We start from the raw sequence: 19,538 nt of genomic DNA on the forward strand, positions 1-19,538 counted from the left end.
AATCAAATCTCGGACGCTCTTTCTCTTAGAAAAGGAGATTTTGCTTTAGTTATTTCTTTTTCAGGTGATACAAGATTTATCGTTCGCTTGGTGAAAGTATTAAAAGGACAGGGAATCCCTATAGTGGCGATAACTGGGAGAGAAGATTCTTTTTTGGCAAGAAATGCAGAAGAAATCATTCTTGTTAGTGATAAAAGTGATTCTGATTTTAAATCACCAATAATTGAAGAAATTAGTATGTTAAGTATTATTAACTCTATTTATTTAGTATACTCGTTATTTTTAAATAGCTTAGAGGGACCATAGACCATCGAGTCAAGGAATAATAGGAAAATCATTTTGATGTCAGATTTCCTTAGAAGGTAAAATGTGCTTCTTTCTTTTTACATTTTGTTATATTATAATTACTATTATAAATCTAAGCAGGAAGGGATTTCGATTTTATGAAGTCTCTTTTTGTTTGTGTACCTACATTTTTATATCATTTGTGTTAATTTTATATAGCTGCTAACTTTGTTGCTTTTAAGCCATTTAATCGATAGAATTCTTTGTTGGAATCCTAATGAATAAATAGGAGCAATGAGTTTTTACTGTTGTCACTTTTATTGTATAGTTAAGTATAGATTGATAAATTGTTTAGAATAGGGTGTTGAAAAATGAGTGAATATAGAGTTTTACTTTATTATAAATATGTACCAATTGATAATCCAGAAGAGTTCACAAAAGAGCATTTAGCCCTTTGTAAAGAGTTAGGATTACTAGGTCGTATTCTTATTTCGCATGAAGGGATCAATGGAACGGTTTCTGGTACGGTAGAGCAAACAGACAAGTATATAGAAGCAATGAGACAGGATCCGCGTTTTAGCGATACTATTTTTAAAATCGATGAAGCGGATGGTCATGCTTTTAAGAAAATGCATGTGCGTCATAAAAAAGAATTAGTTAATTTAAGCTTAGAAGATGATGTAGATCCACTTGAGATAACTGGTAAGCATTTAAAGCCAACAGAATTTTATAAGGAAATGCAAGATCCTAACGCAATTGTGATTGACGCTCGTAATGACTATGAATTTGATCTTGGTCATTTCAGAGGCGCTATTAAGCCAGAGATTGAAACATTTAGAGAATTACCGCAATGGATTAAAGAAAATAAAGACATGCTAGAGGGCAAAAAAATTCTTACTTACTGTACTGGTGGGGTAAGATGTGAAAAATTCTCTGGCTGGTTACTAAAAGAGGGCTTTGAAGATGTAAGTCAATTAGATGGTGGAATTGTAACTTACGGAAAAGATCCAGAAGTACAAGGCGAACTTTGGGATGGTCAATGCTATGTGTTTGACCAAAGAATCAGTGTGCCAGTCAATCAAAAAGAACATGTGATTGTTGGACGTGACTTCTTTACAGGAGAGCCATGTGAAAGATATGTAAACTGTGCAAATCCAGAGTGTAACCGTAAAATGTTATGCAGTGAAGAAAATGAAGAAAAGTATATGAGAAGCTGTAGCCATGAGTGCCGCACACATCCAAGAAACTTCTATGTAAAACACAATGGTCTTACACCAGAGCAAGTAGAAGCAAGAGTGAAAGAAATTGCTCAATGGGAAGAAGAAAGAAAAGTAATGTAATGATAAGGGCTGTCCTTCGAGGGCAGTTCTTTTTTGTCTGTGTTGTTGGGAGAAGGCGCTTTGGCTGATAAATTGAAAGTTTGGCTGATATTCAAGCAGAGTTGGCTGATAAATCGAAAGTTTGGCTGATATCTAAGCAGAGTTGGCTGATAAATCGAAAGTTTGGCTGATATCTAAGCAGAGTTGGCTGATAAATCGAAAGTTTGGCTGATATCTAAGCAGAGTTGGCTGAAAAATTGAAAGTTTGGCTGATATCTAAGCAGAGTTGGCTGATAAATTGAAAGTTTGGCTGATATCTAAGCAGAGTTGGCTGATACACAAGCAAGCTTAGCTCATAAAACAGAAATTAGGCTGGATATGCCAAAAATGTAGCTCATACCAACCTTCTTTTTTATAGGCTAAGCTAAGAAAAATTAGCTTAATATTTTAATTTTGGATGGAGGAGAATTAGTCGTATTAATAAATGCTAATAATTGTTCTGCCATATATTCAGAAGGATAACAAAAGTCCTCCTTGACCCATTCCATGATCAAGCCAACAATTGCATTGGCTTGATAACTGATATGAAGGTTTCGGTTAATTTTTGGATCTATTAGGGCATACTCAAAATCTTCATTATTTACTTTTTTTAACGTTTGATAGATACGTAATCGATAATCGTACAGGAAATCAGAAGAGAAGACTAACTTATAAAACAAGGCATGCCTTTGCACATGTTCAAATATTTTAATTGATTTAGCTGTTAATGTAGGATATATCAAAGGTTTCTAGATGAACATAGGGAAAGCGATAGGCCCAAATTAGATCTGATAGAACATCATTTGTTAGATCCTCTAGTAAATCTTCTTTGTACTGGTAATGGCGATAAAAAGTTCCGCGATTAACATCTGCATGCTCGACAATATTTGTTATGGTGATATCTTTAAAATCCTTTTGATCCATTAAAGTGATAAGGGCGTTTTTTAATGCTTTTTTTGATTTTTTCACTCTTCTATCAGAGTTAGTTTCGTTGGTCTTCATCACATAAACCTCCCTACTACTTCAAAGAATTTGAGTAATAAAACAAAATCCTACTCGTTTGTTCAATAAGATACATATCTTCTTTTTTTGCTGATTGAATAAGTTATTTTAATAAAATTATACTATAAGAGTAGTGAATACGTTAAATAATTCAATTAGTATTGCTAGCGATTTCAATAGAGGGAGTGGATTTAAAAATGAAATTACAAGACAAGGTTGCAGTAATTACAGGTGCAGCATCTGGGATGGGGAGAGAGATTGCTCTCATTTATGCAAAAGAAGGAGCGAGTGTTGTTGTTTCTGATTTGAATTTAGAAGGCGCAGAGGCTACAGTTCAAGAAATTAAAAATAATGGTGGCAATGCAGTTGCATTAAAAACAAATGTAGCGTTAGAAGACGATATTCAGCAGTTGATTGATAAAACCATTGATACTTTTGGAAAAGTAGATATATTAGTGAATAATGCTGGGATTATGGACAATATGGAGCCAGCAGCGGATATTGAGGATAAAATATGGGATAGAATCTTTGCTGTTAATACAACGAGTGTCATGCGTTCTACTAGAAAAGTATTGCCACTATTTTTAGAGCAACAAGGTGGCATCATAGTAAATATCGCTTCTGCTGGAGGATTATATGGCGCTCGTGCAGGTGCAGCCTATACGGCTAGTAAGCATGCGGTTGTTGGTTTTACGAAAAATACTGGTTTTATGTATGCAGATAAAGGGATTAGATGTAATGCGATTGCTCCAGGAGCAGTTATCACAAATATTGGTGCTTCGATGACAAATATCAATCAATATGGCGCGGCAAAACAGCAACTAGGTATGGCTATAAACCCAAGAGCTGGTAGTGCAGAAGAAATTGCAAAGGTTGCCTTGTTTTTAGCATCGGATGATTCAAGCTTCTTAAATGGAACAGTCATTACGGCAGATGGTGGCTGGACTGCTTACTAATATTGAAGATAGCGTATAGGTGTCGACAGACTTAGTATGTGGGAGTTTGTGAAGGATAAGTGGAAACTAACCATAAGCGGGGATAAGGACCCTCCACTGATGGTTAGTTTTTTTATTATAATTCGAATGTCTCACCCAGTTCTAATACTTTTCCTTTTAAACCGAGCTCTTCTAGTTTATTCACAAACGCCTTAGCGTCTTGCTCGATAGCAGGGAATGTATTGTAATGGATAGGAATAACTAATTTGGCTTGATACCATTCGGCTGCTTGTAGCGCATCCTCTGGTCCCATTGTATAATGGTCTCCGATTGGTAGAAACACGACGTCTAAATGATGCCTATCACCAATCATCTTCATATCGCTAAAAAGTCCAGTGTCTCCAGCATGGTGTAACACTTTTCCTTCTGCTTCAATGATATATCCAGCTGGCATTCCGCCATACAAGATATTTTTATTTTCTTCGTCAATAATCCCAGAGCTGTGGAATGCATGTGTCATTTTCGCTTTAGCGAATCCTAAATCGACTGTTCCTCCGATATTCATACCAATTGTTTCGACACCTTTCCAGGCCATATAGGCAGCTAACTCAGGATTAGCGACAACTGGGGCATTATTTGCTTTTGCAATTGGTGCGGCATCGAGAATATGATCCATATGTGCATGGGTCAATAGAACAGCGTCTACTTTCACTTCCTCCACTTTTGTTGTGGCTGAAGGGTTTCCGCTAATAAACGGATCAATAATGAATGATTTTCCTTCTGTACTAATTTCAATCGCGGATTGACCATGATAAGTAATTTTCATGCAAAATCATCTCCTTAATTCCACAAAAAGGTGGATTATTGTCTATTTTAGATTAAAACAGAGAGAGGGAAAGTGCCAAATGATATGCTTGTCTGTTGATTGGAAAAAATCGGTTCCTTGTAAAGCATGTTGTTGCAATGCTCCTGATGAACCCAATTAAAAGTTAAGATACTCTATACTACCCAAAAAACAGTAAAGTAAAAAAGAGCAGAATAAGGAGACCACTGAAAAAGTCTTTTTTTCGAACGAAATTAAGACCAAGCATGTTTGAAAGTAAAAAAAGGTTGGTTTGGAGAGGCGTCCGCTCGCCCCATGGAAAGCGAGCGGACGCCTCGGAAAACAAATCCATCATCTTATATTTAAAAAGTGGCTATTGCCCATCATCATTATCTAGCCAGTTTTTCAGTGTCCTCAGAATAAGTCAGCATTTTTTCTCATAGTACTTCTCGATTTTGCCAAACAGCCATTACTATTTTCTTTTCTTGTTTACTCAAAGGAGATAATGGCTCTCTGCAAATTCCAGCTTCTATATTGTTTTCCGTTAGGACATATTTTATAGCTCGCAATGCTCCAAGTTCTAAGATTGTATGTACGGTTGGGCGTAATTTGTTGAATTGTTCTTCTGCGAATACCCATTCTTCCCGTTTTATCAATTCAACAATTTGTTGCATTTCTTTTGGAAAAACATTTCCTATTATACTAGTAATTCCATCATATCCATTTCGCATATTATCCAAAAGAAGTAAATCAAATCCTGTTAAAACAGAGAAGGAAGAGCCAAGCTCCCTTTTGACTATCGGAGCATTGCTAGGATTTCCTGCCTCCTTTAAAGCTTTAATCTGAGGATACTTCTCTACTAAATGATATAGGGTATTTAATTCTAGGTTAAATCCAGTCCGGGGTGGATTGTTATAGAGCATAATAGGTAAATCAGTAACAGCACAAACTCTTTTCACATAAGCTGCTGCTTCTAGCTGACTCATACGTAAATAGGGAGGAAATCCAAGCATAATTCCATCCAATTTTTCTCTTTGAGCAGCTTCCGCTAATCGTATGGCATCTGTTGTTCTTACGGCAGCAACTCCACCAATGAGGAGAAGACTATCCTTCCCCGCTGACTTTGCTTCCTGATAGAGAATCTGTCGTTCTTCAATTGTCATTGAATGTTGTTCTCCCGTAGAACCACTAATAAGAAGAGCTGGGACATGGTTCTGTTTATAGTAATCTATTAATGAATAGATACCACTAAGCGACAGCCTCTCTTTTTGATCAAAAGGGGTAACCATCGCAACACTAAATGGAACAAATGGATTTTGTGTAATCATTCTCCTAACTCCTTTCAAAATAGATTATACTTAAACTATTCAGACAATGGCAAAAGAAAGCTGTTTACTGGAAGTATTTCTACCGATTTATCCCATTTTCAACGGACAGTAAGAGTCAATCGTAAGCTTTAAGAATTCAATGAAGATAGGTATGAGACCACTGAAAAGTCTTTTTTTCGTACGAAATTAAGAGCAAGCATATTTGAAAGTGAAAACAAATCCATCATCTTATGTTTAAAAAGTGGCTATTGCGCATCATCATTAACTAGCCAGTTTTTCAGTGCCCTCGATAGGTATAGGTGGGAGATTAAAGGCTCGATTGGTTCAACTAACCATCAGTGGGGATAAAGGAAAACCCTCACTGATGGAAGTTTCACTTTATCTTTTTCATGTAATGAAATCAATAGGAAACTCGAAGGGAGTAGGATTTTAGTGATTAGAGTAGCACTCAATTTTGCAATTATGTTGGAACAAGTGAAAGAAAAAGGATTTATGGAAGAAGAGATTATCCAAGCCCTCGAAACGGATGATTTTGTTTTTTTTGAAAATTGTGGGAATGGGTTGCCGGATTGGGAAACGCTTTTCTCCTATTATAAAGAAAATAGAGAAGGAGTAAAAGCGATCATTTCAGATGATTATGAAATAACCTTTTTAACTAAAGGAGCACTAAAGAGGCTTTTATTATTGAAATATCAATTAGCGGAAGGAAGAGATTATGAAGACCGCGGAGAAATACTCGGGACAATAACTTTATCGAAAGAATCTTTTCAGCAATTTACGAAGATAGTAGCAAAAAACTGGACTTTTGTCGTATTGGAAGAAAATACAGACAATGCTATCTTTGATATAAAGTTGTCTGTAAACGATTAAATGAATTTAGGACAAGTGGTTGTTATTTTTGCGTCGAACCTTTCTTTATATAAATAGAAGGAGGTAAAAATAACCTATCTAGTCAAAAAGAGGCTAATATTGATTAGTCCCTTTTTTTACAACAAAAACAGAACATATGTTCCTTTTGGGAGGTTTAAAATATGAAGGAATGGCGTTCTTCACAGTCAGAAGCATATACCACGTTTTTAGAGGAAAACAAATCATTATTAAGCAATCCAATTGTAAGGAGTTTTTTGCAAAAAAAGGTAAATGTTCATCTGTTAAAAAAAGCGATCGAATGTCCGACAAAGGAAAATAAGGAAAAAGTGGATAAAGCCTTTAAAAAACATTTCTTTACTATTCGGTTTATTTCTTATATCACTTCTTCGATGGAGTATAGCACCATTAATTTTAATAAAAATGTAACGACATATCAGAAAAGGTTTCCTTTAATACTGACTGAAAAGGAAGAAGGAGGAGAGAGGGACATGCCTCTAAATGATAGGGAGGCAGAAATGGAATGGATAGTGGAGAAAGAAGATTTACGTTCTGGGATGGAGGAATATATTTCAGATGAAACGATATATTCAGCCATTCTTGGCCTGACCTTATCACAACGAACGATTCTTACCTATGCTTACCTTTATAAATTATCGGATACAGAAATTGCCCGGATACTTAGTACGTCCCAGCAATATGTGTCGAAAACGAGAAAAACAGCTTTAAAGCGTATTCTTACATTTACGAACAAAGGGAGGAAGGAAGATGGAATTAATAGACATGACTCAATGGATGACGATGATCAGTAATTTTGGTTTTCCGCTAACTTTATCATTATTTGTTCTACTTCGATTAGACAAAAAAATGGATGAACTTCTTAAGGAATGGAAGAAAATTGATCAAGATCAACGAAAGGAAAATGCCAAATGACAGATATGTACACGATGGTGAAAAGGGCCAAGGCAGATCCAGAAGTACTAAATGAATTAATTCAACTGTTTGAGCCAAAGGTCAATAAATTAATGAAAAGAACAAATCCTAATGATATGGCAGATCTTTCTCAAGAGCTAAAAATAATGTTAATACAATCTGCCTACCAATATGACTTAAATAGTGTTCCAGGCTTTTGGGAGTTTAAAGATAAATATAAAAAAGAAGAGAGCTGATAAGCAAAATCCGAACCCATCATGCCGATTGGCTTGCAATGGCTGGGTTCGGATTATGGTAAAGAGCACATTAAACCTTCCTTTTTAATAAGCTAGTAGTAATTTCATAAAGATGGTTTTTGTAATCTCCTTCAGGTAATTTACTTAGTTGTTTGATGGCTTTTTCCGTATACTTTTTCGCAAGGAGTTCTGCTTTTTCAACTCCTTTGTATTTAGTTATAAGCTCAGAAATTAGCTGCATATCCTCGTCAGTCAAAGCATCTTTTTTATCTAAAAGAGGGATAAGCTCTTTAGGGTTTGCTTGGATTGCATAGATAAGTGGCAAATTGTAATGACCTTGCTTAATATCTGCCATTACAGGCTTTCCTAATGTTTGAGAATCTCCTTTATAATCTAGAATATCATCCATTATTTGAAAAGCCATGCCAATATAATGTCCCATATTCCAAGCGTTCATAGCGAGTGGTCTGCTTGCTTCACTCTCGATTGCGCCGGAATAGCAGCTTACGGCAAAAAGCTGAGCTGTTTTTCCGGAGATTCTTGTTAAATAATTTTTAACCGTAACAGTAGATTGATAACGAGCATTTAATTGATCTAGCTCTCCGCTTAAGATTTTTTCCATGCTGCGGGCATTGAATTCTAAATGGGAAAGAGATGTTGCGTGCTTAGATAAAATTGTAAAACAAACACAGAATAGATAGTCACCTGCATAGATGGCAAACTTATTCCCGTTATGAGCATGGATAGTTGGAATGTTATGTCGTGTTGGTGATTCATCAATGACATCGTCATGGATGAGTGTTGCCATATGCAATGTTTCCAATGCCGCTGCCACAGCAACCGCACGACCTTTATCTTTTGAAGGACCTATTTGTGAACAAAGCAGGGAGTAGGCAGGTCTAAGTAGCTTGCCGCCGGAATAGATTAAATCCTTAATCGTCTTTTCAACTACTTTATCACGAACACGAATATTACTTTTAATTAATTGAAGTACTTTAGACAAGTCATTTTTTAATTCTGGATACGTATCCCACATTTGATGTACACGCATAGTCTAACCTCTTTCATTACTAGATTCGTTTATTTCCGATAAATCTCGATAATATTGTAGTTTTTCTACATGTGTGATTAAATAGTTGGCTAGTATTCCTATGGCTATTCCCGATAAGATCCCGATAAAGGATAGAACAGGTAAATATAAGAATACAGTCCATGTTTGTGCCACAAAACCTGCAACGGCTAATTGTCCAATATTATGAAGAATTGCTCCGGTGGTACTTACACCGATTAAGCTAATTCGTTTTGTTCCAAGTTGTTTCGCACCCCACATGCCGATAAAGCTTAAGAGAGCTCCACTAGCACTATACATAAAAGTAGAAAGCGTTCCTCCTAATAATGTTGCCAAGCAAAGTCTAATTGCGACTACTTTAAAGGCATCTTTTGTAGAAAGTGTATATAACGCCAAGCATGTGATAATATTTGCTAATCCAAGTTTTGCTCCTGGAGCAAATGCAAAGGGAAAAGGGATAGCCCGTTCCAATAAGCTTATAATTACTGCTTGAGATGCAAGTAGTGCTATATATACAAGGCGTTGATTTTTCGTCATATTCTCAACTTCCATTCTTGCGAATATAATTATTCCTATAAATAAGTTGATTGTAGGTTAAACAAATACTGATACCTATTAATCAGTACAGGACAAAAAAGAATAGGTATTTGCAGATTCTTTATTCTATAACTTACCCTATTGTTAACAGGTTGATTGGAGCTGATATACGAGACTCCCCGCGGAAAGCAACCTATTGGTTTAAAAGCTTAAGGTTTATAAAACGGTTAAAGAATAAAATCCAATAGATTCTTTTTTCTCCTTTACTGATTCAAAGGATTGCTAGAAACATGGAGAACGTTGTATTCCCTATGTTTCTAGCATATTGTCAATTATTTATAGTCTTTATATATCGCTCGTTCTTTTCCGTACCACCAGTCGCCCAATTTTCTTTGAAGGAAAGGAACAACCCAGTAGTCTAATCCAAATGTACGACCAGATCCATTCATTAAAGCGATAGATGCTGGTAATGCCCATACTTTATCCCATCCAAGCATTGCACATAAAGTGAACATTACTAAGAATGCAGCACTTGCAGCATTTGCTAACCATGTGAATAAACCTGCAAGAATTGCTAATCCGATTGCTAACTCAATAAAGATCATCATTTTTTGCATAAATAGCGCAACTTCTGGTGTTGGAAGCATGATTTTCATAATCCACTCAAACCAGAATGGCATTTTACTTAAAATTGGTGTTGCAAAATCAGTAGAAGTTGCCGCTTCACTAGCACCACTTGTAGCAGTTTGTAACCATTCAAAAGGCATTTTAACACTTGTAGCAGTTAACCAAGAATCTTCACCAAGACCATTGAATAGGTTTGGAACCTTTGACCAGCTGGAAATAGAATCTTTCCATGTTGATTCTCCCCATAGCTTCGCACATGCTTCTATTATCCAGAAACCTGCAACAAATACGCGTAAAGGTAAGCTCCAAAGGACATTGCCATAGCGTGTTAAGAAATCGCGGAAGATATTACGCTTATCTTTTGTATGGAAAAACTCATGCATTACATATTGGTACATATAATAGCCACTTCTGATACCAAAGAAATAATATAGATTAACCATATGCTTCATGAAGTTTGCAAACCAACCGCTTAGATGAACACCACTTAAATTAGCAACACCGTATCTTGCTCCGATGGAAACCATAACACCATGGTACTTTCCTACATATTCTTCCTTTTCACCACCGCTAATTTCTGCAATAATATTTTTAGCTGCAGTCATAGCAGTTTGTTCAGCAGCCTCAACAATTTGTGGAGTAGGCTTTCCAGGCTCTTCTTCAAAATATGCTAAGTCACCAACTACATAAACATCTTTATAGTCTTCAGATTCCATATGAGCATTTACTTTTAAGCGACCTGCTCTTCCAGCTGACATGCCGTAATCTTTTGTATCAGAGTTTGCGCGAACACCCGCTGTCCAAATAAGTGTATAAGTCGGTAGCTCTTCGCCGGATTTTAGTACGATAGCATCTTCTTTGACTTCAACAATTGGAGCGCTTTTTAAGATTTTAACTCCTTGCTTCACCATATAGCTTTCTGCTTTATCAGCATCTCTGCGTTCTAGCATATTTAATATAGTAGGAGCAGCTTCTACAACATATAAAGTAATATCATCTGCATCTAGTTTATAGTCTTTCGCTAATCGTTCTTTCCATTCAATAAGTTCCCCAACCATTTCGATTCCCGTGAACCCAGAACCACAGACAGTAAAGGTCAGCATGGCTTTTCTTGTAGCTTCATCGTGAACAGTAGCCGCTTTACGAACGATCTTTTCAATATGTTCTCTTAATCTAACAGCATCTTCCCAAGACCAAAGGGTAAAGCCATTTTCTTGTACTCCAGGTGTTCCAAAATCATTTGGTTCGCCACCCATTCCTAAGATTAGATAATCAAAAGAAAATTGACCGTGCTCTGTTGTAACTACTTTGCTTTGATAATCAACATGCTTAACGTTGTCTGTAACTAATTTAACCTTTGTGCGATTAAATAAACGGCGTAAATCAAATTGAATAGCATCCGGCTCTACTCTATGTGCAGCAACCTCATGTAATTCAGTCATCATTGTATGATAGGAATGTCTATCTATAAGTGTAATGGAAACTGAATCATCTTTTTTATACTTTTTAGCAAGTTTTTTTGCGGCATGAACGCCTGCATAACCTGCTCCGATTATGACAATATTTTTTTTGTCCATTCTTCCTATTCACTCCCATAATAGTTAATTACTTTTTTGTGAAGTTTTGAACAATACTAATATAACAATGTGGTTTATATCTGTCTATGGACTTCATAGAATGTATACAATTTAAAATTTCGATTGTTCACATTTTCGAAACATTTATAAACAGAGTATTTTTGTCATAAATTCTCCATATTTTAAGAAGGTGCTGATAAACACTATTAAGACAATGGTTAATCCGTAAATCGGCTGTTTTATAGGCTTTTGTCCACTAAAAAGTCGATAGACAGTGGCAGAAAGCAATGATAAAATGACGGTGTTATAAATGTGAAAAAATTCACATTGTGAAAATAATAACAAATTATATGGATTATAGAAAAAAATAAAACAACCATAATGTGATATTCATAGAAGGGATGATTTGAATGAATAAATTTAAAATGGCGGTGATCCTTTTTCTTTCCCTCCTTTTATTAGTAGGCTGTGGCAAGCAAAAGGAATCTGATGCAGGAGTAACTAGTACCCCATATAAAAGAACGGAATTTTTAATGGGAACAGTAGTTACGATTAAAATCTATGATAAGGACAAGGAAGCCGTATTAGATCAAGTGTTTGATCGAATAGAGTTATTAGCAAGCCAAATCACGGTGAACGAAGAGGGCTCTATTGTGGATGAAATAAATGAAAATGCTGGTCGTAAGCCACTTCAAGTACCAGATGATATCTACCGTTTAGTGAAAGCAGGAAAAGAATATAGTGGTTACTCAGGAGGGGACTTTGATATAACAATTGGTCCGTTAACTAATTTGTGGCATATTGGATTTCCAGATGAGAAAAAGCCAACGCAATCAGAAATTGATGCCGTTCTCCCTTTTATTAACTATTCAAAGATAGAATTAAATGAAGAAAACCAAACAATATATTTGCCGGAACAAGGAATGATGTTGGATTTAGGAGGAATAGCAAAAGGGTTTATAACAGACGAAGTTGTTAAAGTATTAAACGATAATGGTGTGAAATCTGCCATTGTTGATTTAGGCGGAAACATTTATGTAAAAGGAATGAATCCTTCCGGAAAACCTTGGGAAGTTGGGGTTCAGGATCCTTTTTCCGATAGGGGCGAAATGGTAGGGAAAATGGAAGAAAGCAATACTTCTATTGTTACATCTGGGATATATGAACGGTATTTAGAGGTAGATGGAGTGAAATACCACCATATTCTTAGTCCCAAAACTGGCTACTCTGTCAATAATGATGTTGCTGGTATAACGATTGTTTCCGATAAGTCATTCGATGGAGACGGATACTCTACAACAATATTTATAAAAGGGGTAGAAGAAGGGTTAAAAGCAGTAGAACAAATGGATGGAATGGAAGCCATTTTTGTAACCAAAGATAAAGAAGTTTACTTAACATCAGGACTAAAAGGTAAATTTACATTAACGAATGAGAAATTTAAATTAGCAAATTAATAAGGAAGAAAGGGGTCATTAGGAATGTCGATTCGTTCATTTTTAAAGTTAGTAGAAATACAAACAAAAATAGCTAGTATATTCCCATTTTTTATCGGAATATTATTCGTATTATACCGTTATGAAGCACTCCATTGGAAAAACACGCTTATATTTTTTAGCTCCATGTTAATCTTTGATTTAACAACAACAGCCATTAATAATTATATGGATTATCGAAAAGCAAATAGTGATGAATACAGGAAAGAAAAAAACGTGATTGGGCAAGAGGGAATAAAAGAAAGTACGGTTATCGCAACGATTTTAACACTCTTTTTAACAGCGACGGGATTAGGCGTTTGGCTCACAGTGGAAACGGGATTATTGGTGCTTTTGATTGGTTTTATATGTTTTTGTATTGGCATCTTGTATACCTTTGGACCAATTCCTTTATCAAGAATGCCTTTAGGAGAATTATTTTCTGGCGTAACAATGGGAGTTGGAATCGTCTTTCTAACAGTGTATGTAAACGCATTTGATTATGGTATTGCATCATTAGTATGGGAACAGGAAATGATTATGCTGCAAGTGAACATTATAAAAATAATAGAAATTATCATTGTATCCTTACCGTGTATGTTTACGATTGCAAACCTAATGCTGGCAAATAATATTTGTGATGTGGAAGACGATATAAAGAACCATCGTTTCACTTTACCATTTTATTTAGGAAAGAAATATTCTTTATGGTTATATAATGGCCTTTATGCTGGATCCTTTGTTGCGATACTGATCTGTGTATTTCTCCATCTACTACCAGCTATTGCATTAATTAGTTTAATAGCGATATTACCAGTATATAAGCATATTCGGATTTTTAACCAAATCCAAGTTAAATCAAAAACATTTAGTTTAGCAGTCAAAAATTTAATTATCGTTAATGGATTTCTAGTAGTATCGTTAGCGATGTCTTTCATTATTAGATAAAAATATAACGGATAAGCAAAACACTGGTGCTTTTCCCATAAGGGGGGATTGGTTTGGGAATTGTTTTAGAAGTGAAAGGATTAAGCTTTCGATATGACAAAAGGCAGGATAGAGGCAATGTAATGGACGTTTCCTTTCAGTTAAGAGAGGGAGAATGGACGGCGCTTATTGGCCATAATGGCAGTGGTAAATCAACTTTAGCGAATTTGCTTGTTGGATTGCTTCAATTAGATGAAGGAAAAATTAAGTTGAATGGATCGGTTACAAAGAAAGAGCAAAGTTTTGAGCATATTGGGATTATTTTTCAAAATCCAGAAAATCAATTTATTGGAACAACGGTAGAAGATGATGTTGCTTTCGGACTGGAAAATATAAATATGTCTTATGAAGAAATGCGAGAAAGAGTGGATAAAGCATTATTAGATGTAGATATGCTCGATTATCGTATGGCCGATCCTTCTCAATTATCAGGCGGCCAAAAACAAAGAGTTGCGATTGCAGGAATGCTAGCATTAGAGCCAAAGGTACTCATATTGGATGAAGCCTTTGTTATGTTAGATCCAAGAAGCCGCAAGGAATTAATGGCTACGATACGTAAATTAACAAACAAGGGAATGACGATTCTATCTATTACTCATGACATGGAGGAAGCAGCACATGCTGACAAAGTGATGGTCATGGAGCGAGGGAGAATTAAAACAGTAGATAGCCCCTCACAGCTCTTCTTTTCAGATTCAACACTAGAAAAGCCGTTTGCAGAGAAACTGAGAGAAGCATTGAAAAGTAGAAAACGTAAGGTTCCAGATAAATACATGACAGAAGAAGAAATGGTGCTATGGATATGCAAATCGAATTAAAGGATGTATCCGCAAATTATCAAATCGGACCAATCCGCAAACCAAACGTATTAAATTCCGTAAATCTTACAATTGAATCAGGAACTTTTACAGCGCTCATTGGGAGAACGGGTGCTGGGAAATCCAGTTTACTTAAGACATTAAATGGTTTGCTTCTACCATCAACAGGAAGTATTCGTGTAGGGAATACAGTAATCAAGTCTTCTAACCAAAAAGACGCTATCCGAAAGATACGAAAACAAGTAGGGATGGTTTTTCAATTTCCAGAGTCCCAATTATTTGCTGAAACAGTCGAAAAGGACATTTGCTTTGGACCGCTTAATTTTGGTGTTCCATTAGAAGAAGCGAAAGAAAAGGCAAAAAAGGTAATAGACCTAGTTGGTTTAGAGCCGTCTATTTTATCGAAATCACCGTTTTCCTTATCTGGTGGGCAAAAAAGAAGAGTAGCGATTGCGGGGATTCTAGCAATGGAGCCATCTGTGCTTGTCTTAGACGAACCAGGTGCAGGCTTGGATCCGCAAGGTAAAAAGGAGATAATGTCTCTTATTTCTACTTGGCATCAACAAGAAGGTTTAACGACCATTCTAGTGACGCATGATATGGAGGATGTAGCTTTATACGCAGATCGAGTTATTTTAATGGATCAAGGAAAAATTTTAAAATATGAAAAAACCAAAAAGATCTTTTCAGATACAGAGTTATTGGAGAGTTGGGGGCTAGAAATACCGCAGGCTCGACATTATCAAAGAAGGATTGAACAGGAAACAGGAATAAAACTACCAAATGTGTGTTTAACGTTGGAAGAACTAGCAGATGCTTTGGTTGCGGTGGGATTAGTATGAATAAATTAATTTTAGGAAGGTATTTCCCAGGGGAATCATGGCTTCATCAACTAGATGCTCGGGCAAAGATGATTTCAGTCGTTTTACTTATAGCTATGCTATTTATAGCAAATAATTGGCTAGCCTACTTGTTTTTATGGTTAATTACTCTGTTTATCATGCACTTATCACAAGTTCCTTTTCATACTTATGTGCGGGGAGTAAAACCAATGATATGGCTCATTCTATTTACAGTAATGTTACAGGTGTTATTTACTTCTGGCAGTAATGTATATGTAGAATGGGGACCAATTACGATTTCAGAGTATGGTTTAATAAATGGAGTATTTATTTTCAGTCGTTTTGTCATGATTGTATTTTTATCAACGGTTTTAACATTAACAACCAAACCAATTGATTTGACGGATGGGATAAATAAACTATTAACTCCATTGCGTTTAGTAAAGGTTCCTGTAGATGATATTAGCATCATGTTATCCATCTCCTTACGCTTCATTCCTAATTTACTAGATGAAACACAAAAGGTGATGGATGCCCAAAGAGCAAGAGGGACAGAGTTTGGAGAGGGATCCTTATTCCAGCAAATGAAAACATTAGTCCCCATTTTTCTTCCTTTATTTGCGAGCTCTTTGAATAGAGCAGAGGATATGGCTAATATGATGGACGTTAAAGGATACAATTCTGGAATAAAACGATCTACATTTAGAAGAGTATATTGGAAGAAACAAGATACATGGTGTTTATGCGGGGTATTTTTCATTGGAGTGGTCACTGTATTATTAAGAGGATAACGAAATTGAGTAAGGATTGTCTATTAACCGATGAAGGGTGGTAGGCAATCTTATTTTCATTTATAGGTTAAAATCTTTTTTCAATGAGAGGAGGCAGGGATGGGGAAAGTGAACCCGTCTCAAAGGCCTTATTATCAAGAAGGCTGGGAAGGTAATAGAGAGGTATCTTCTGTGCCCAAGAGCAAGAGCAGGAAAAGGTAACAGAGAAGCGCCTCTGTGACCGAGAGCAAGAGAATTAGGAAAAGGTAATAGAGAAGCTCCCTCAGTGACCGAGAGCAGGAGAATTAGCAGGAAAAGGTAATAGAGGGGCGCCCTCAGTAACCGTAAGCAAGAGAATTAGCAGGAAAAGGTAACAGAGAGGCTTCCTCTGTGACCGAGAGCAAGAGGAAAAGAGCGAAAGGGTAACAGAGAGGCTCGTCTCAAACCCCTTTTACCCGAAGCCACTGAAAAAGTCTTTTTTTCGTGCGAAATGAAGAGCAAGCATATTTGAAAGTGAAAATAAGGTTGGTTTGGAGAGGCGTCCGCTCGACTCCTATGGAGCTGCGAGAAAGTCCGAGACACCGCAGGAATGTAGCGCCAAGCCTCGTAAACAAATCGATCATCTTATGTTTAAAAAGTGGCTATTGCCCATCATCATTAACTAGCTAGTTTTTCAGTGCCCTACTTTTACCCAAAAAGGAAGCCAAGAAGGTAATCGACGAACCATCTACATTTTATAAGATGTCCTTTTTCCACTCACTCCCCCATTTTCACCACCTCAAGCAATGCTTCTGTATTTCGTTAAATCTTCCAATCCAACTAATAACACATCAATATATACCAAAATAGACGGGAAATTTACAATCATTTACCATTCCTTAAAATAGATTCAACGATTTATTAACATTGGAACCATATACTAATTTTGTACATAGCTCAGATAGATAAAACTTTGAGGTGAAAAAAATGCAGGCTAACAGGAGTATCCATATTTTAAAAGAGATATCAATTGTACAAGCAAATAACCTTAAGTCTTCTAAAAAAGGTTCCTTTTATCCATTTATTAAAAGAACGATGGATCTCTTTATAGCAAGTATCGGTATTGTCATTACTCTCCCGTTGATTTTATTGTTTGCTGTTCTTATACGCATAGACTCGCCAGGTTCCCCTTTCTATGTTCAAAGCAGGGTTGGAAAGAATGGCAAATGCTTTAATTTGATTAAAATGCGTTCGATGAGAATAGATGCAGAAAAAGATGGTGAAAAATGGGCAGAGGTAAATGATCCACGTATTACGAAAATAGGTGCATTTATTAGAAAAACAAGAATTGACGAGTTACCACAATTATTTTCTGTTTTGAAAGGTGATATGTCCATTATAGGACCTAGACCAGAGAGACCATCTTTTACGGCGCAATTCAGCAAAGAAATAAAAGGGTTCTCTAACAGGCTGCTTGTGAAACCTGGATTAACAGGATTAGCACAGGTAAATGGGGGCTATGATATTACACCAAAGGAAAAGTTAAAATACGATCTTCAATATATTAATAACGTAACATTTTTTTTAGAAATGAAAATTTTACTAAAGACAATAAAGGTAGTGTTAACAGGAGAAGGTGCAAGGTAATTGGACTCCATTAAGAGCCAAATTAACAGTGGAGCAAAGTGGACCAGTATATCAACATTAGTCATTACTTTATTGCAGATTGGACAGTTCATCATACTGGGAAATTTAATGAGCGCAAAGGAATTTGGCATGATAGGAATGTTAACGACGATTACTATCTTTGCCCAAATTTTTGTAGAGTTAGGATTAGGTGCAGCTGTTATACAGAAACATCATGCAACAGCTAGGCAATTGTCTACGTTGTTTTGGATAAATATTCTTCTAGGAATTCTTATCTGTCTCTTTATGCAGGCAGCTAGTCCTATTATTGCAGATTATTTTCAAACGAAAGAGCTAGAGGGGAAAATTCGTCTCTTATCGATCTTATTCTTGATTGCCCCAATCGGTCAGCAATCACAGTATTTAATGCAGCGCGACTTATCTTTTCAACTATTAGGAAAAGTAGAAACAATATCAACTATTTTTAGCTTTAGTCTATTAATCGGCTTATTATTTTTGACGAAACAAAATCCAGTAAATGTGTATGTATGGTCACAGGTTTCTCTCTATTCTCTGAAAGGAATTCTTTATTATATTTGTTATCTTCCAAAGTGGAAACCAAGCTTTGTGTTAGATATAAAAGACTGTAAAGAATTTTTTTCTTTTGGTATATATCAGCTTTTATCAAGACTGGTAAATCGTCTAGGCAGTAATATCGATATGTTGTTAATTGGGAGATTTATTGGGATGGAGGCATTAGGCCTCTATAATTTAGTCTATCAAATAGTGACCATTCCAGTTCTTAAGTTAAATCCTATTATAACGAGAGTGGCGTTTCCAGTGTTTGCGAAAGATAAAAATAATAATCAGGCATTAGAAACAGGTTATTTACACATGACCCAATTATTAGCGATCGTTTCTTTTCCGTTATTATTAGGTCTGTATTCCGTATCAGATTTGGTTATCCCCTTATTTTTTGGAGAGCAATGGATCGAGGCCATTCCAATTTTACAAATTATGATTATCGTTGGAATATTAAGAGTCCTTATGAATCCAAATGGCAGCATTATCTTAGCAAAGGGAAAGGCAAATATTGCATTTTATTGGGATTTAGGAGTACTGGTTTGCTACGGAGCAGCATTGTTAGCCGCAGTGCGGAGTAATCAGTTAGAAATAGTGGCATGGGCATATGTAGGGGTAAGCATTCTTAATTTTATTGGTGGAAGAATGCTATTAACTAGAATGATAGGGCTCCAACTGAAAAGTTATGTAAAAGTATTGTTGCTACCATTTATTCTTGCAGGAGTTAGCAGTGGGATTGCCTTACTATTAAAAGATCAAATGATTTCTATTTATAATAATTTGGTTTGGGCGTTTATATGGCCTGTGTTAGTAAGTGGGATAAGCTATTTATTGTTACTACATGTATTGAAAAAGCTTGAGGTTCGAGAAGAGTATCTATAA

At 36.0% G+C, this 19,538-nt stretch carries 21 protein-coding genes; 14 read left to right on the plus strand and 7 right to left on the minus strand.

The window, feature by feature from the left end; all coding sequences use genetic code 11:
* The first annotated feature begins 6 nt into the window (after positions 1–6).
* Both HHU08_RS01965 and trhO read left to right on the plus strand, forming a co-directional pair.
* Positions 7–306 carry an SIS domain-containing protein gene (locus HHU08_RS01965; RefSeq protein WP_084668597.1) on the plus strand — a complete coding sequence of 100 codons (300 nt, stop codon included), beginning with the start codon at positions 7–9 and terminating at the stop codon, positions 304–306.
* Positions 307–656: 350 nt separating this feature from the next.
* Complete coding sequence (gene trhO / locus HHU08_RS01970) at positions 657–1,625, plus strand: oxygen-dependent tRNA uridine(34) hydroxylase TrhO (protein ID WP_169187692.1); 969 nt, start codon at positions 657–659, stop codon at positions 1,623–1,625.
* A gap of 413 nt (positions 1,626–2,038) precedes the next feature.
* Here the strand turns inward: trhO and HHU08_RS01975 are convergent, their stop codons facing one another.
* Both HHU08_RS01975 and HHU08_RS01980 read right to left on the minus strand, forming a co-directional pair.
* Entirely contained in the window at positions 2,039–2,386 is a 348-nt protein-coding gene (locus HHU08_RS01975; RefSeq protein ID WP_169187693.1) for a TetR-like C-terminal domain-containing protein, read from the minus strand.
* On the minus strand, positions 2,361–2,645 hold the full coding sequence (locus HHU08_RS01980) for a TetR/AcrR family transcriptional regulator (RefSeq protein ID WP_169187694.1): 285 nt from the start codon (positions 2,643–2,645) through the stop codon (positions 2,361–2,363). The genes HHU08_RS01975 and HHU08_RS01980 overlap by 26 nt, the downstream gene beginning before the upstream one ends.
* 197 nt (positions 2,646–2,842) lie before the next feature.
* Here HHU08_RS01980 and HHU08_RS01985 point away from each other — a divergent pair, with 197 nt between their 5' ends.
* The gene (locus HHU08_RS01985; protein ID WP_101729080.1) at positions 2,843–3,601 is read left to right on the plus strand and encodes an SDR family oxidoreductase; all 759 of its coding nucleotides are present in this window, start codon (positions 2,843–2,845) and stop codon (positions 3,599–3,601) included.
* Positions 3,602–3,716: 115 nt separating this feature from the next.
* Here HHU08_RS01985 and HHU08_RS01990 read toward each other — a convergent pair whose 3' ends face one another.
* Positions 3,717–4,406: a metal-dependent hydrolase gene (locus tag HHU08_RS01990; RefSeq protein WP_169187695.1), complete on the minus strand. Its 690-nt coding sequence runs from the start codon at positions 4,404–4,406 to the stop codon at positions 3,717–3,719.
* 434 nt (positions 4,407–4,840) lie between these two features.
* Positions 4,841–5,731 (minus strand): dihydrodipicolinate synthase family protein, encoded by an 891-nt coding sequence (locus HHU08_RS01995; protein ID WP_101729078.1) that lies wholly within the window; start codon positions 5,729–5,731, stop codon positions 4,841–4,843.
* A gap of 432 nt (positions 5,732–6,163) precedes the next feature.
* On the opposite strand from HHU08_RS01995, the gene HHU08_RS02000 reads away from it, so the two are divergent.
* The 4 genes from HHU08_RS02000 (at position 6,164) to HHU08_RS02015 (ending at position 7,767) form a co-directional block, all read left to right on the plus strand.
* On the plus strand, positions 6,164–6,601 hold the full coding sequence (locus tag HHU08_RS02000; protein ID WP_169187696.1) for a hypothetical protein: 438 nt from the start codon (positions 6,164–6,166) through the stop codon (positions 6,599–6,601).
* A 161-nt stretch (positions 6,602–6,762) separates the two neighbouring features.
* Entirely contained in the window at positions 6,763–7,410 is a 648-nt protein-coding gene (locus HHU08_RS02005) for a sigma-70 family RNA polymerase sigma factor (protein WP_169187697.1), read from the plus strand.
* On the plus strand, positions 7,367–7,531 hold the full coding sequence (locus HHU08_RS02010; protein WP_016201341.1) for a YvrJ family protein: 165 nt from the start codon (positions 7,367–7,369) through the stop codon (positions 7,529–7,531). Before HHU08_RS02005 ends, HHU08_RS02010 begins: the two co-directional genes overlap by 44 nt.
* Positions 7,528–7,767, plus strand: a complete 240-nt coding sequence (locus HHU08_RS02015) for a hypothetical protein (RefSeq protein ID WP_016201340.1) — start codon at positions 7,528–7,530, stop codon at positions 7,765–7,767. Before HHU08_RS02010 ends, HHU08_RS02015 begins: the two co-directional genes overlap by 4 nt.
* A gap of 70 nt (positions 7,768–7,837) precedes the next feature.
* Here the strand turns inward: HHU08_RS02015 and HHU08_RS02020 are convergent, their stop codons facing one another.
* The 3 genes from HHU08_RS02020 to HHU08_RS02030 form a co-directional block, all read right to left on the minus strand.
* Positions 7,838–8,818, minus strand: a complete 981-nt coding sequence (locus tag HHU08_RS02020; protein ID WP_101729077.1) for a polyprenyl synthetase family protein — start codon at positions 8,816–8,818, stop codon at positions 7,838–7,840.
* A 3-nt stretch (positions 8,819–8,821) separates the two neighbouring features.
* Positions 8,822–9,373 (minus strand): Gx transporter family protein, encoded by a 552-nt coding sequence (locus HHU08_RS02025; protein ID WP_169187698.1) that lies wholly within the window; start codon positions 9,371–9,373, stop codon positions 8,822–8,824.
* A 332-nt stretch (positions 9,374–9,705) separates the two neighbouring features.
* Positions 9,706–11,577 carry an FAD-dependent oxidoreductase gene (locus HHU08_RS02030; RefSeq protein ID WP_016201337.1) on the minus strand — a complete coding sequence of 624 codons (1,872 nt, stop codon included), beginning with the start codon at positions 11,575–11,577 and terminating at the stop codon, positions 9,706–9,708.
* Between the two features lie 410 nt (positions 11,578–11,987).
* On the opposite strand from HHU08_RS02030, the gene HHU08_RS02035 reads away from it, so the two are divergent.
* The 7 genes from HHU08_RS02035 (at position 11,988) to tuaB (ending at position 19,538) form a co-directional block, all read left to right on the plus strand.
* The gene (locus HHU08_RS02035; protein ID WP_169187699.1) at positions 11,988–13,034 is read left to right on the plus strand and encodes an FAD:protein FMN transferase; all 1,047 of its coding nucleotides are present in this window, start codon (positions 11,988–11,990) and stop codon (positions 13,032–13,034) included.
* A gap of 24 nt (positions 13,035–13,058) precedes the next feature.
* Complete coding sequence (gene menA / locus HHU08_RS02040) at positions 13,059–14,000, plus strand: 1,4-dihydroxy-2-naphthoate polyprenyltransferase (protein WP_169187700.1); 942 nt, start codon at positions 13,059–13,061, stop codon at positions 13,998–14,000.
* Between the two features lie 53 nt (positions 14,001–14,053).
* Positions 14,054–14,857, plus strand: a complete 804-nt coding sequence (locus tag HHU08_RS02045; RefSeq protein WP_169187701.1) for an energy-coupling factor transporter ATPase — start codon at positions 14,054–14,056, stop codon at positions 14,855–14,857.
* Complete coding sequence (locus tag HHU08_RS02050) at positions 14,842–15,699, plus strand: energy-coupling factor transporter ATPase (RefSeq protein WP_169189589.1); 858 nt, start codon at positions 14,842–14,844, stop codon at positions 15,697–15,699. Before HHU08_RS02045 ends, HHU08_RS02050 begins: the two co-directional genes overlap by 16 nt.
* A complete protein-coding gene (locus HHU08_RS02055; RefSeq protein ID WP_101729074.1) occupies positions 15,696–16,490 on the plus strand; it encodes an energy-coupling factor transporter transmembrane component T family protein in 795 nt (264 codons plus the stop codon). Before HHU08_RS02050 ends, HHU08_RS02055 begins: the two co-directional genes overlap by 4 nt.
* Positions 16,491–17,435: 945 nt before the next feature.
* A complete protein-coding gene (locus HHU08_RS02060) occupies positions 17,436–18,095 on the plus strand; it encodes a sugar transferase (protein WP_169187702.1) in 660 nt (219 codons plus the stop codon).
* Positions 18,096–19,538: a teichuronic acid biosynthesis protein TuaB gene (tuaB, locus tag HHU08_RS02065; protein ID WP_169187703.1), complete on the plus strand. Its 1,443-nt coding sequence runs from the start codon at positions 18,096–18,098 to the stop codon at positions 19,536–19,538.

The organism is Niallia alba (assembly GCF_012933555.1).
In the GTDB taxonomy this organism is placed as follows: Bacteria; Bacillota; Bacilli; order Bacillales; family Cytobacillaceae; genus Niallia; species Niallia alba.

Excerpts from the sequence above, each read along its gene's own strand:
- HHU08_RS01995 (WP_101729078.1), bottom strand. The coding sequence starts at position 5,731 with ATGATTACACAAAATCCATTTGTTCCATTTAGTGTTGCGATGGTTACC.
- HHU08_RS02030 (WP_016201337.1), bottom strand. The coding sequence starts at position 11,577 with ATGGACAAAAAAAATATTGTCATAATCGGAGCAGGTTATGCAGGCGTT.
- HHU08_RS02005 (WP_169187697.1), top strand. The coding sequence starts at position 6,763 with ATGAAGGAATGGCGTTCTTCACAGTCAGAAGCATATACCACGTTTTTA.
- HHU08_RS01980 (WP_169187694.1), bottom strand. The coding sequence starts at position 2,645 with ATGAAGACCAACGAAACTAACTCTGATAGAAGAGTGAAAAAATCAAAA.
- HHU08_RS02015 (WP_016201340.1), top strand. The coding sequence starts at position 7,528 with ATGACAGATATGTACACGATGGTGAAAAGGGCCAAGGCAGATCCAGAA.
- HHU08_RS02010 (WP_016201341.1), top strand. The coding sequence starts at position 7,367 with ATGGAATTAATAGACATGACTCAATGGATGACGATGATCAGTAATTTT.
- trhO (WP_169187692.1), top strand. The coding sequence starts at position 657 with ATGAGTGAATATAGAGTTTTACTTTATTATAAATATGTACCAATTGAT.
- HHU08_RS02035 (WP_169187699.1), top strand. The coding sequence starts at position 11,988 with ATGAATAAATTTAAAATGGCGGTGATCCTTTTTCTTTCCCTCCTTTTA.
- HHU08_RS02055 (WP_101729074.1), top strand. The coding sequence starts at position 15,696 with ATGAATAAATTAATTTTAGGAAGGTATTTCCCAGGGGAATCATGGCTT.
- HHU08_RS01985 (WP_101729080.1), top strand. The coding sequence starts at position 2,843 with ATGAAATTACAAGACAAGGTTGCAGTAATTACAGGTGCAGCATCTGGG.
- HHU08_RS01990 (WP_169187695.1), bottom strand. The coding sequence starts at position 4,406 with ATGAAAATTACTTATCATGGTCAATCCGCGATTGAAATTAGTACAGAA.
- HHU08_RS02050 (WP_169189589.1), top strand. The coding sequence starts at position 14,842 with ATGCAAATCGAATTAAAGGATGTATCCGCAAATTATCAAATCGGACCA.
- HHU08_RS02025 (WP_169187698.1), bottom strand. The coding sequence starts at position 9,373 with ATGACGAAAAATCAACGCCTTGTATATATAGCACTACTTGCATCTCAA.
- HHU08_RS02020 (WP_101729077.1), bottom strand. The coding sequence starts at position 8,818 with ATGCGTGTACATCAAATGTGGGATACGTATCCAGAATTAAAAAATGAC.
- HHU08_RS02060 (WP_169187702.1), top strand. The coding sequence starts at position 17,436 with ATGCAGGCTAACAGGAGTATCCATATTTTAAAAGAGATATCAATTGTA.
- menA (WP_169187700.1), top strand. The coding sequence starts at position 13,059 with ATGTCGATTCGTTCATTTTTAAAGTTAGTAGAAATACAAACAAAAATA.